Origin of the sequence: Solibacillus sp. FSL K6-4121 (assembly GCF_038002585.1) — a bacterium.
GTDB classification, from domain to species: Bacteria; Bacillota; Bacilli; order Bacillales_A; family Planococcaceae; genus Solibacillus; species Solibacillus faecavium.
This window is the reverse complement of record NZ_JBBOCS010000002.1, coordinates 1,169,342-1,181,651: the sequence shown is the minus strand read 5'-3', so window position 1 is coordinate 1,181,651 and position 12,310 is coordinate 1,169,342. Positions and strand designations below refer to the sequence as shown.

Here is a 12,310-nt window from a genome sequence, read left to right as displayed (position 1 = left end):
TATGCTATAATATGTCATAGTCTAGTTGAGGAGTTAATAAACATGAGCAAAGATTATATTCGTACGGCAAATGAAGAGGATTTAACCTTAATTACAGCTTACTTTAAACAAGCATTAGCGCATTATGAAGAAGTAGGGGAGTTAATGGCGATGCAGGACATCCGATATTTCCTGGAAAATATGGCGCATTTTCAGTTCTTTGTACTAAAGGAATCGATGGAGCAAATTACGTACCTATTTGAATTCCCGGGTTCGGAAAACGACAAGCGCGAAACAGGCACACTGATGATTCCGCTTCAGAACAATTAGTAATTTAAAATCTTGTATATAAAGTATAGGAACGGCATGTTGTTTTACTTAAACATGTCGTTTTTTTAGCGCAAATTTCACCATTTTAAGATAGTTTACACAAATCTCTTTTTACCGCCAAAAAATTTCCGTCAAACTGTGCTATGCCTTGCAAAATATGCTATGATAACAAGTAATGCTACTTATGAAGGAGAGCTTTAATTTATGAAACGAACAGAGGCGCGCCAAAAAGCGTTGCAAGCTTTGTTTCAGTTAGACAGCACAGAACTTTCAATAGAAGAGGCGATTGGTCATGTTCTTGAAGAAGAACAAAAATCGAATGCCTTTTTGGAACAATTAGTTCGTGGGACAACTGAAAACTTGGAAGCAATTGACCAAGCGCTAGAAAAAAACCTGGAAAAATGGACGATAAGCCGTCTACCAAAAATTGAGAGAACTGTTTTACGTTTAGCCGTATACGAATTATTGTATGAGGCAGAAACACCAAATAAAGTTGTAATGAATGAAGCAATCGAACTTTGCAAAACATTCAGTGATGAAAAATCAAGCAAGTTCGTCAATGGTGTACTTTCGAAATTTACTGAGCAATAAATCAATAAATGTATTCAAATCTATAAAGATTAATATATGAGATTTAAATTGGTTGGTTATCAATAATTTTGGTGACCTTCCAAATTGTCGTGATCACTGGAAGGAGTAACAACATGTCAAGTATAATTATCAATGGTAAAGAAATCGGTCAGGAAATTCGCACAGGAGTTGCGGCACGTGTCCAAGTGCTTAAAGCAAAAGGGATAACACCTGGATTGGCAGTTATTTTAGTGGGGGATAACCCGGCTTCGAAAACATATGTTGCCAACAAGCAAAAGTCTTGTGAGCAAATTGGTATGTTTTCAGACCTAATCAAACTCCCAGAAGATATTTCCGAACAAGCTTTACTTCAACAAATTCGTGAATTAAACAATCGTAAAGATATTCACGGTATTCTTGTTCAACTCCCATTACCGAAGCATATCGATGAAGATAAAGTTATTCAAACAATTTCCCCGGAAAAAGATGTCGACGGCTTCTCGCCGATTAGCGTAGGGAAAATGATGTTAGGACAAGATACATACTTGCCATGTACACCTTACGGGGTGATGAAATTACTTGAACACTCCGGAATTGATGTTGCCGGAAAGCATGCGGTCATCGTAGGTCGTAGCCATATCGTTGGGAAGCCAATGGGACAACTACTACTACAAAAAGATGCAACCGTTACATATACTCATTCAAAAACACCTGACTTGCCATCTTTCACGAAACAAGCAGATATTTTAATCGCAGCAGTTGGCCGTGCGAACTTTATTACAAGTGAGCACATTAAAGAAGGCGCGGTTATTATTGATGTTGGGATTAACCGTGATGAAGAAAATCATCTATGCGGAGACGTGAACTTTGATGATGTTCAGGGAATCGCTTCTCATATTACACCAGTGCCAGGCGGTGTAGGTCCAATGACAATTACAATGCTATTGGAAAATACGGTGCAGGCAGCTGAAAAAGAGTTAGAACGTCAAGCGGAATAATCTAACTTCAAAAATCACGATTTTGACGTAGATCAAAATCGTGTTTTTTCGCTTAAATAGGCAATAATTATAGATAATAATGAGTTGAATGTTACTTTGTAGACTCATTTCTGCGAAAAACTTTGTCCAAAAAAGGCATAATAAAACAAAATTATTGAAATATCCTATCGTAAAGGAGCAGTACGTATATGACTTCGACTTCTTATTTATCCGTAAAAGCATTAACGAAATATATTAAACGAAAATTTGATGCCGATCCCCATTTACGTGATGTGTATGTAACGGGGGAGCTTTCGAATGTAAAAGTACATAGTTCAGGCCATATATATTTTACGTTAAAAGACGATAGTGCACGTATAACATCCACAATGTTCCGTACACAAGCTTCCAAACTTTCGTTTAAACCTGAAGAGGGTATGAAAGTATTCATACGTGGGGATGTCAACGTATATGAGGCAAGCGGTGTATATCAATTATATGCCCAAACGATGGAGCCAGATGGAATTGGAGGTCTTTTCGTTGCCTTTAACCAATTAAAGGAACGTCTTCAAAAGGAAGGGTTGTTCAATCAAAATTTTAAGCAACCGATCCCACAATACCCAAAAACTATCGGGGTTTTAACAGCTACTACCGGTGCAGCCATTCGGGACATTTGTACGACGATTAAACGACGCTATCCACAGGCGGAAATATTAATTTACCCAACGCTTGTTCAAGGGGCTGGGGCAGCGCCAAAAATTACAGAAAATATCTATTTGGCGAATCGGCATGCTCTTTGTGATGTTCTTATTGTCGGACGTGGTGGTGGATCAATAGAGGACTTGTGGGCATTTAATGAAGAAATTGTGGCGCGGGCCATCTTTGAAAGCCGTATCCCAATCATTAGTGCTGTAGGACATGAAACAGATACGACAATTGCGGATTTTGTAGCGGATTTACGTGCGCCTACACCAACAGCAGCAGCAGAATTGGCTGTTCCTAATCAGCAGCAGTTGTATCAGCAAATTTTGCATCATCAATCAATTCTCCATCAAATTTTGACAAGCCGTCTTAATTTTGAACGTAATCGATTAACAAAAATGCAAAATTCCTATCCACTTGCAACACCTGAGCGATTATATCGTCCTTTTATTGAAAGGCTGGCGCAAACGGATGCTGCACTGCAAAATGCAACAAAGCTATATTTGATGAATGAAAAATCAAAGCTACAAACGATCGACAGTAAAATGAAGCTACATTCGCCGAGTCATCAGTTATCGGCAGCGAAACAGCAATTGAGCCATCGAACAGAGCTATTGACGCAACGAATGCAGCAACAGTTAGCACAAAGCAAAGTGGCTTTTACTAACCAATTGCGCATGCTGGAGGCATTGAATCCACTTGCGCTTATGAGTAAGGGCTTTAGCGTAGCATATAAAGAGGAAAACGTAGTAAAATCAATTCATGAGTTGGAAAAGGGCGACACTCTTCATGTAACGTTTCAAGACGGATTTGCAGAAGCAAAGGTCGAAAAAAAGCATGTGAATAAGGAAGGGGAAGCAAAGTGACAAAACCAACATTTGCGACAGCAATGACAGAACTAGAAGAAGTAGTACGCAAGCTTGAGCAAGGAGACGTACCTTTAGAAGAAGCAATTGATCTTTATAAAAAAGGTATGGAACTTTCCAAGCTATGCCATGACACACTTCAAAATGCAGAACAGCAATTAATTTCAATCGTTGGAGAAGATGGTGAAAAGAAAGCTTTCCAACAGGGAAATGGAGAAGACTAACTAATGGAAAACGCGTTAAAGCAATTTATTGATCAAAATATTCCACAAATTGAAGCGACGATGTATGAGCTTGTTGAAAAAATTCAGGCACCTGCCCATTTAAAAGAATCAATGCTTTACTCATTAAAAGCAGGCGGAAAACGAATTCGTCCATTATTTGTTGCAGCGGTTTGTGAAATGTATAATCAACCACTGGAAGCAAGCTATACAGTTGGCTCAGCGGTTGAAATGATTCATACGTACTCTTTAATTCATGATGACTTGCCTTGTATGGATGATGATGATCTACGTCGTGGTAAACCTACTAACCATGTTGTGTATGGAGAAGCATTAGCAACTTTGGCTGGCGATGCATTAAATACGATTGCATTTGGTGTCATTGCTCGACTGAACGATATTCCTGCAGAAAAACGAATTGAACTGATTAATTTATTAAGTGTTGCTGCAGGTGCAGAAGGAATGGTTGGCGGACAGATTTTGGATATGGATGGCGAAAAACGTCTATTAAATTTACAGGAGCTCGAAACAGTTCATGTAAATAAAACAGGGGCATTATTACGCTTCAGCATTGAATCGGGTGCAGTTTTAGCAGATGCTAGTGAGTCAGACCGACAAGCTTTAGTCGAATATGCACACCATATTGGTTTAGCGTTCCAAATCCAGGATGACATTTTAGATATTGAGGGAACTTCAGAGCAGCTAGGTAAAACAGCAGGTAAAGATATTGTAAGTGAGAAAAGTACATACCCTGCATTACTAACGTTAGAAGGTGCAAAAAGCAAACTTAATGAACACTATGAACTGGCTATTGAAGCATTAAGAAAGATCGACATTGATACTTCCTTACTTCAACAATTTGCGCAATATATTGTGAGACGTAATAACTAAAATGTGTTAAACTTTTTTCTTGGGTTGTACATTGATATAATAGAAAAATCACAAAGGTAAATAAACTGATGAAAAGGTGCGTGTAGAGATGGATTTAACTAAAATTTCTAGTCCATCCTTTTTAAAAGACTTGAATAAAAAGCAACTAGAAGCGCTGGCAGGCGAAATTCGCGCTTTTCTAATCGAAAAATGTTCAATAACTGGTGGTCATATTGGCCCTAATTTAGGCGTAGTTGAGCTGACGATTGCATTGCATAAAGCTTTTAATAGTCCAAAGGATAAATTTTTATGGGATGTTGGACACCAAGCATATGTCCACAAAATTTTAACAGGTCGGGCGAGCCAATTTGACACTTTACGTCAATTTAAAGGGTTATGCGGTTTTCCGAAGCTTGTCGAAAGTGAACATGATATGTGGGAGACGGGTCATAGCTCCACATCTTTATCTGCAGCGATGGGTATGGCAGCAGCTAGGGATATTAAAGGAGATAAAAACTTTGTTGTTCCGATTATCGGTGATGGTGCTTTAACAGGTGGTATGGCGCTAGAAGCACTGAACCATATTGGGCATGAAAAAACAAATATGATTGTCATTTTAAACGATAATGAAATGTCGATTGCACCAAACGTCGGAGCACTCCATGACGTTTTGGGCAGACTTCGTACTGCAAAGGAATATTCTCGTGCTAAAGAGGATTTGGAATCATTAATCAATAAAATTCCTATGGTCGGAGGCAAATTGGCAGCGACTGCAGAACGTGTAAAAGATAGCTTGAAATATTTGGTTGTTTCAGGTGTTTTCTTTGAAGAATTAGGATTCAAATATTTAGGTCCTATCGATGGTCATGATTTTGAAGCATTAGAAAAAACTTTAGAATATGCAAAGAAAGTTCAAGGTCCTGTTCTTGTGCATGTCATTACGAAAAAAGGTAAAGGCTACAAACCTGCAGAAGATGATACAGTCGGTACTTGGCACGGAACTGGTCCATATAAAATGGAAACAGGTGCATTCGTAAAATCTGCCTCTAAAGGTCCTGCATGGAGTAGTTTAGTAGCGGAATCGGTTCGTAAATGCATGAAAGAGGATAACCGCATTGTGACTATTACACCAGCAATGCCGGTTGGATCAAAGCTTGAAGGGATTCAACGTGACTTCCCGAATCGCTTCTATGATGTCGGAATTGCCGAACAGCATGCAACGACAATGGCTGCGGGTCTTGCCACACAGCATATGAAACCGTTTTTATCGATTTATTCTACGTTCCTTCAGCGTGCGTATGACCAGGTCCTACATGATATAGCCCGTCCAAACCTGAACGTATTTATCGGAATTGACCGTGCAGGCTTAGTTGGAGCAGATGGTGAAACACATCAGGGTGTATTTGATGTTTCATTTTTACGTCATATCCCGAACATCGTATTAATGATGCCAAAGGATGAAAATGAAGGGCAACATATGGTGAAAACAGCACTAGAGTATAATGACGGGCCTATAGCTCTTCGTTATCCTCGCGGTAATGGTTATGGAGTAGAAATGGATGCGGAAATGAAAGCGTTGCCGATTGGATCATGGGAAGTATTGCGTGAAGGATCAGATGCCGCTATTTTAACTTTCGGTACAACAATTCCAATGGCGTTACATGCGGCAGAATTATTGGCTGAGCAAGGCATTTCTGTTCGAGTTGTCAATGCGCGTTTTATCAAGCCTATGGACGAAGCAATGCTGCATGAAATTATGCAGGCAAATCTACCAATTTTAACAATTGAAGAAACGATGTTGCAAGGTGGATTTGGTAGCGCAGTATTAGAATTTGCCTTCGATAAGCAATACCGAAATGTGCAGATTGAACGTATCGGTATTCCGGACGAATTTATCGAACATGGTGAAGTAGATCTATTATTAAAAGAAATTAACGTGACGGCTGAAGAAGCGGTAAAACGCATTACACAGCTCGTACCGAATAAACAGTCGGATAGGGTTTAATATAGAATGACAAAGCAAAAAAAAGAACGGGTAGATGTAATGCTTGTAGAGCGCGGGTTGTGCGAAACTCGGGAAAAGGCAAAGCGCTCAATCATGGCTGGACTTGTGTTTTCCAATGAAGTACGTATCGACAAAGCAGGGGAGAAAATTGAGGTTGACGCCCCGCTGCAAGTAAAAGGGTCGCAATTAAAATATGTATCACGCGGTGGATTAAAACTTGAAAAGGCACTTGAAATTTTTGATTTATCCGTAGATGGCAAGCTTATGCTTGATATTGGTTCGTCAACAGGCGGCTTTACAGATTGCGCCTTACAAAACGGTGCCCGTCATTGTTATGCACTTGATGTAGGTTCGAATCAGCTAGCATGGAAAATTCGGTCAGATGAACGTGTAACGGTTATGGAAAAGACGAATTTCCGTTATACAAAACCGGAAGATTTAGTAGAAGGCTTACCGGATTTTGCAACAATTGATGTTTCCTTTATTTCCTTATCGCTTATTTTACCTGTTTTGAAAACGGTATTAATGCAAGGGGGCGATGTAATGGCCCTTGTAAAGCCGCAATTTGAAGCTGGTAGAGAAAACGTAGGAAAAAAAGGAATTGTCCGGGATCCTAAAGTTCACTTAGCTGTATTAGAGGAAACTGCTAAAATGGCGACTGAAAATGGCTTTGTGGTTAAGGATGCATCATTCTCACCGATAACTGGTGGGGAAGGCAATATCGAATTTTTATTCCATTTGTATAACCCTCATGATGGTGAAGAAGTAGAAGCATTTACAAGTTTTGATCAAGTCGTAAATGATGCACATACTAGTTTAAAATAATGAAAAGTACAAAATGGGTCGATTTGACTTATTTTGTGCTTTTTTTATTATTTTTTGAATATGGGTAATTGAATTGCTGTAAAAAATGTTTTTGAATAATTTAGCATTAAGAGAGTTTTTAGGCATAAAATACTAATTAAAATCAAAAGCACATTAATTTATCTTTAGAACGATTTCTATTGAACTATTTATTGGCATTATATAGTATAATCTATAGAAAATATAACAATCTAGAGGATGACTTAAGTGTGGTATCGAATTTTTTTAGATTAATTGCAGTGATCATATTCGTACTTCTTCTCGCATATTGCCAAAAGGAGAAGAAAGAAGAAATTCCCTTTCAGCCAATGGAGGAAAATGCGCAGTTTATTGACAAGTACTTTATTAAGGACGGGTGGCTCCAAACAGATTTAACTGATCAACAAGAAATTTACTTGTCTGAATCAATAGGTCTATGGATGCAATATCTGCTTTTGATAGGGGATGAGCAGCGATTTGACGAGCAGGTAGGAATATTATCGGAATATTTTATGACGAAGGATTCTCTCGTTTCCTGGCGATATGAGGATGGGATGCATTTCGGTACAAATGCATTAATAGATGATTTTCGCATAATGACGGGTTTAAATGAGGCCGGCAACTTGTGGGGGAATAAAAAGTACAAAGAAATGGCAGTTGCAATCGGAAATAGCATTGTGAAACTACAATTAAAAAACGGTACTTTAGTGGATTTCTATGACGGTGTATCTTCTAATGATTCTTTGACATTGTCCTATTTAAAGCCGTCAGCTCTACGTTTTTTACAACAAGAAAACTTACTGAGCAAAAAGCAGATGGACTGGAATATGAGTTTATTACAGCAAATACCTATTCAGAATGGGTGGTTTGCCAAAAGATATTTTCCGAAAGAAAAACGATATGAATTTGATGAAGAGGTAAATTTAATCGATCAATATTATATTGCCTACCATCGGACATTTATCGATGCACCAAATGATGAACTAATAAGCTTTACGAAGCAAATGCTATCTCAACATGGCAAGTTATACGGACGCATAAATGCTAAAACGAAAAAGTTTACGGTCAATTATGAATCACCGGCTGTGTATGCCTTAGCCTTTATGGCGATGGAACGGGCAGGTGAAGAGGAATTAGCTCGACAGTTGTTTGAAAAAATGCTGAAGTTAAGAGTAAAAGATAGTGTAAGCAATTATAAAGGTGGCTATATAGATATTTTTACTAGGCAAACACATTTTTTTGATAATATTCTACCATTATTAGCAGAGGCAGGTACTGGCCATGAAAAATAAAAAAAATTATGATTTATTAATTCAAGTGTTTTGTTTGGTCTGTATTCAATTGCTGTTTTTATATATTATCGACCCAAATGAACTTGAACAATTATTGCTTGTCGTTCTATTAGTAATAGTTATTGCCGTGACACTTTTTACAAGCACACTTGGCGGCCTTATGTTTAGTCTTTTTATAATTTTTGGAGCAGGGACAATATTACTTTTACAGTCAACGACAATGTTAATTGGAAACTGGCAAACAATTAAAGTTAATCAATTCCTTCAGTTCGGTGTCATTTTAATTATAAGTATTTTGCTTGCTGGGTCCATTCAGGAAAAAATTACAATGTTAATGAAGGTAAATGAGAAACTGAAAAAAGACCTTCAACAATTTGTATCCATCGATTTAGATACTTCATTTGATTCAGCTCAGCGAATGGAAGTGGAAGTAAAGAGAGAACTTAGCCGGATAAAACGTCACGGAGGCAGATTTACATTACTACTATTTCAAATTGATTATTTTGAAGAGTTTCAGCAAGTATATGGTGAAAAGGAAGTACAGCATCTATTAAAAACTATTGGTAGAAGAGTAAATGATATCGTACGAACGTCGGATAGTAAATTTAGGGTGTCAGACAATCGTTTCGCACTTTTGCTTATCGAAACGAAAAAGTCCTCAATTGAAATCATTTTAAATAACTTAGCGATTGGCTTGCAGGAACATGAGTTATTAAATGGTAAAAAAGTGACGTTAACTTTTCATATGAGCTTTGAAGAATGTAGTAGTAAGTCAGGGGATATTGAATATAAAACTTTAATGAACAATTTAGAAAGAGAGATTATCTTCTATGCGATGTAAAGTATTAGTCTTTATGTCGTCGCTCGTATTGATTTTAAGTATAATGGCCGTTCCTGTCGATGCATTTAATTTTGAATATTCTTCCGTCACTTTTTTATATGAGGCGAATACTGAACAGGAATTCACAATGGTACGATATATAGAGGCAAATTTAACGGGACATTTTGATGAGGTTATCATGTATTCCTTTGACGAGATAGCAAATAAAAAAATTCAATCCGATATATTAGTAGGATATAAGGGAAGTACAGATCTAGCCGGAAATAGTTCCATAATAAATAAGTTAGAGGCTTTTGCTGGCCCAGTAATTGCCCTCGGTCAGTTTTATAAAGTTGCCCCACAGTTTCCCAATTGGATAAATAAAGAGAATATCCCTATTCATACGCTCGCAACAATGCCAATGAAAAATTTGAGATTGCTCTCGAATGTACAGATTGATCCGCAATCACAAATACTAAAATATGCAAAAGGTTACAATGAGATAGTTCCTTTGCTTGTGAAGTATAAAGAGCACCAGTCGTTGTTTTTAGAACAGTATAATCATTTAGAAGCACAAATTTTATTGAATGAATTAATAGCTTCGGTTAGTAATCCAAATGCTTATAATGAGCATCCATCGTTTATCATTATTGAGCATATTAATCCGTTGACGAATGTAGATAAACTTGCTGAAGTTGCAAATGTACTGACTGAAAGAAGAGTACCTATCCTTCTAAATGTGTCACCCAATTATTATGATGAAAAAACAAGTACTAGTGCATCCCTAATTGATGCAAAACCGCTAGTTTCACTATTGCGGGAACTTCAACAGCAAGGAGCAGTAATTATCACTAGTAATTCAATTGATTACGAGGAAGATGGAACAGATAGTGAGCGAATATTTTATGATAATTTCGAAACAGCGGTCCAAGTATTAATTAATGAAGAGTTGATTCCCTCAGCAATTTATAATGATCAAAGCAATATCCCACTGGCACACTATATCGAGATGTCACAGAAAACCTCTACTTTTTTTGGTAAGCTTTCGCTATCTGATGATAACTCTATTGATACACAAGCACCTTTAGTAATCAGTAACCCTAGTCTATTAAATCGCCAAAAGTTGTTTCCTATTACTTTAAGTTCTCCGCAATATAATTATGAAGATCCTTTGTTAATTTTGAAAAATGAGGTAGATCATTTAGAACTCGTCAATAATACAGTTTTAAGTACAACTTTTTCTATGTATGATGGTATATCCGTACTATCTGACATAATTACTACATTGGAAAACGTACCGGAGATGTATTGGTATGATTTTAATCGAGAAGCATTCCACATAAAGACCAATAAATTCGAAGTCAATAATGTGGATGGGGATTATCGAGTAGAATCAGAATGGACTATAATAGACGAGCTGAAATGGAGATTTAAGGAACGGCCATTGGAGATGGTGTTGTGGGTACTTGTTTTTTTACCGGTTGCATTTGTTCTATTGTTTACAATTAATATATTCCTTTTAAGGTTACGCTATCGAAAAAATTTATTTGAGGAGAGAACATAGTGGCAAATTTCCTATTTTATATGTCGCTGTTTTTAATTTGGGTTATGTTGCTCTACCATATGTTTCTTGCGCAAGGTGGTTATTTGCACTATAAACGCTATCGACAGCAAATCCCTACTTGGGATAAAAAAATGCGTTCACTTCCAAAAGTTCCTAAAGTTTCGGTTTTTATTCCTGCTCATAACGAAGAAATGGTTATCGCACAAACATTAAAAGCGATGGTCCGTCTCAACTACCCGAAGGATCGTCTTCAAATTATTTTAATATGTGATAATTGCACTGATAAAACAAAAGAGATCGGAGAGTCTTTTGCACAGGATTTTCAATATTTAAAGGTTATTGAAACCGAAGATCCACTAAAAGGGCGCGGGAAAGCTACCGCATTAAACTATGCTTTGCAGAACTCTTCAGATGATATTATTGTAGTTTATGATGCAGACAATACACCTGAAAAGGATGCACTCTGGTATTTGGTAATGGGACTTGTGAATGACGAAAAAGCTGCTGCAATGGTTGGAAAGTTTCGTGTTATAAATGCAAATAATACTTGGTTAACCCATTTTATCAATATCGAAACTATCTGTTTTCAATGGATGGCACAGGCGGGGAGATGGTTTTGGTTTGGGGTAGCTACGATACCAGGTACTAATTTTGCTATCAGAAGAAATGTAATTGAGCAGCTTGGCGGATGGGATGCAAATGCGATGGCTGAAGATACGGAGTTGACTATTCGTGTATATGATCTAGGCTATCACATCAGATTTTTCCCTGCTGCCATTACATGGGAACAAGAGCCTGAAGTGTTGAGGGTTTGGTGGAAGCAGCGAATTCGCTGGGCTCGTGGTAACCAATATGTTGTATTGAAGTTTATTGGGAAAATATTCAGCTTAAAACAAAAGCGGATTATGTTTGATATTTTCTATTTCTTCTTTACGTATTTTTTATTTTTCTTTGGAGTCATCATGTCGAATATCATTTTTATCGTCAATCTTTTCGTTGATTTGAATTTATCTGTCGGTAATATAGCAATCTTCCTTTGGATTATCGCCTTTTTGTTGTTTTTAACAGAAGTCATGATAACATTAAGCATTGAACGGAATCAGCTTACATGGCGGAATATATTATATGTAGTATCAATGTATTTTTCGTATTCGCAAATGTGGATCATGTTAGTTGTTTATTCTATATTTTTGGAATTTAAACGCATTTTAAAAAAGGAAGACCACAAATGGTATAAAACAGAGCGGTTTTCGGTAAAGGGGGATAAGTAA

12 protein-coding genes are annotated in these 12,310 nt (G+C 37.3%); all 12 read left to right on the top strand.

The window, feature by feature from the left end:
* The first annotated feature begins 42 nt into the window (after positions 1–42).
* A complete protein-coding gene (locus MHH95_RS15565) occupies positions 43–309 on the top strand; it encodes an aminopeptidase (protein WP_340728339.1) in 267 nt (88 codons plus the stop codon).
* Positions 310–513: 204 nt separating this feature from the next.
* Positions 514–900, top strand: a complete 387-nt coding sequence (gene nusB / locus MHH95_RS15560) for a transcription antitermination factor NusB (RefSeq protein WP_191699988.1) — start codon at positions 514–516, stop codon at positions 898–900.
* 113 nt (positions 901–1,013) lie between these two features.
* A complete protein-coding gene (folD, locus tag MHH95_RS15555) occupies positions 1,014–1,877 on the top strand; it encodes a bifunctional methylenetetrahydrofolate dehydrogenase/methenyltetrahydrofolate cyclohydrolase FolD (protein ID WP_340728337.1) in 864 nt (287 codons plus the stop codon).
* A gap of 188 nt (positions 1,878–2,065) precedes the next feature.
* Positions 2,066–3,424 (top strand): exodeoxyribonuclease VII large subunit, encoded by a 1,359-nt coding sequence (xseA, locus tag MHH95_RS15550; protein WP_340728336.1) that lies wholly within the window; start codon positions 2,066–2,068, stop codon positions 3,422–3,424.
* Positions 3,421–3,648, top strand: a complete 228-nt coding sequence (xseB, locus tag MHH95_RS15545) for an exodeoxyribonuclease VII small subunit (RefSeq protein WP_008404237.1) — start codon at positions 3,421–3,423, stop codon at positions 3,646–3,648. The genes xseA and xseB overlap by 4 nt, the downstream gene beginning before the upstream one ends.
* A gap of 3 nt (positions 3,649–3,651) precedes the next feature.
* On the top strand, positions 3,652–4,536 hold the full coding sequence (locus MHH95_RS15540) for a polyprenyl synthetase family protein (RefSeq protein WP_340728335.1): 885 nt from the start codon (positions 3,652–3,654) through the stop codon (positions 4,534–4,536).
* 88 nt (positions 4,537–4,624) lie between these two features.
* Positions 4,625–6,520, top strand: coding sequence for a 1-deoxy-D-xylulose-5-phosphate synthase (dxs, locus tag MHH95_RS15535; protein WP_340728334.1), 1,896 nt, complete (start codon positions 4,625–4,627; stop codon positions 6,518–6,520).
* 6 nt (positions 6,521–6,526) lie between these two features.
* On the top strand, positions 6,527–7,345 hold the full coding sequence (locus tag MHH95_RS15530) for a TlyA family RNA methyltransferase (protein ID WP_340728333.1): 819 nt from the start codon (positions 6,527–6,529) through the stop codon (positions 7,343–7,345).
* Between the two features lie 248 nt (positions 7,346–7,593).
* A complete protein-coding gene (locus MHH95_RS15525; RefSeq protein ID WP_340728332.1) occupies positions 7,594–8,655 on the top strand; it encodes a glycosyl hydrolase family 8 in 1,062 nt (353 codons plus the stop codon).
* Entirely contained in the window at positions 8,645–9,496 is an 852-nt protein-coding gene (locus tag MHH95_RS15520; RefSeq protein ID WP_340728331.1) for a diguanylate cyclase domain-containing protein, read from the top strand. The genes MHH95_RS15525 and MHH95_RS15520 overlap by 11 nt, the downstream gene beginning before the upstream one ends.
* The gene (locus tag MHH95_RS15515) at positions 9,486–11,039 is read left to right on the top strand and encodes a DUF2334 domain-containing protein (RefSeq protein ID WP_340728330.1); all 1,554 of its coding nucleotides are present in this window, start codon (positions 9,486–9,488) and stop codon (positions 11,037–11,039) included. The genes MHH95_RS15520 and MHH95_RS15515 overlap by 11 nt, the downstream gene beginning before the upstream one ends.
* Positions 11,039–12,310 (top strand): glycosyltransferase family 2 protein, encoded by a 1,272-nt coding sequence (locus MHH95_RS15510; RefSeq protein WP_340728329.1) that lies wholly within the window; start codon positions 11,039–11,041, stop codon positions 12,308–12,310. Before MHH95_RS15515 ends, MHH95_RS15510 begins: the two co-directional genes overlap by 1 nt.

Bases quoted from the DNA above. Each gene is read 5' to 3' on its own strand.
- MHH95_RS15565 (WP_340728339.1), top strand. From the start codon at position 43: ATGAGCAAAGATTATATTCGTACGGCAAATGAAGAGGATTTAACCTTA.
- nusB (WP_191699988.1), top strand. From the start codon at position 514: ATGAAACGAACAGAGGCGCGCCAAAAAGCGTTGCAAGCTTTGTTTCAG.
- folD (WP_340728337.1), top strand. From the start codon at position 1,014: ATGTCAAGTATAATTATCAATGGTAAAGAAATCGGTCAGGAAATTCGC.
- xseA (WP_340728336.1), top strand. From the start codon at position 2,066: ATGACTTCGACTTCTTATTTATCCGTAAAAGCATTAACGAAATATATT.
- MHH95_RS15540 (WP_340728335.1), top strand. From the start codon at position 3,652: ATGGAAAACGCGTTAAAGCAATTTATTGATCAAAATATTCCACAAATT.
- dxs (WP_340728334.1), top strand. From the start codon at position 4,625: ATGGATTTAACTAAAATTTCTAGTCCATCCTTTTTAAAAGACTTGAAT.
- MHH95_RS15530 (WP_340728333.1), top strand. From the start codon at position 6,527: ATGACAAAGCAAAAAAAAGAACGGGTAGATGTAATGCTTGTAGAGCGC.
- MHH95_RS15520 (WP_340728331.1), top strand. From the start codon at position 8,645: ATGAAAAATAAAAAAAATTATGATTTATTAATTCAAGTGTTTTGTTTG.
- MHH95_RS15515 (WP_340728330.1), top strand. From the start codon at position 9,486: ATGCGATGTAAAGTATTAGTCTTTATGTCGTCGCTCGTATTGATTTTA.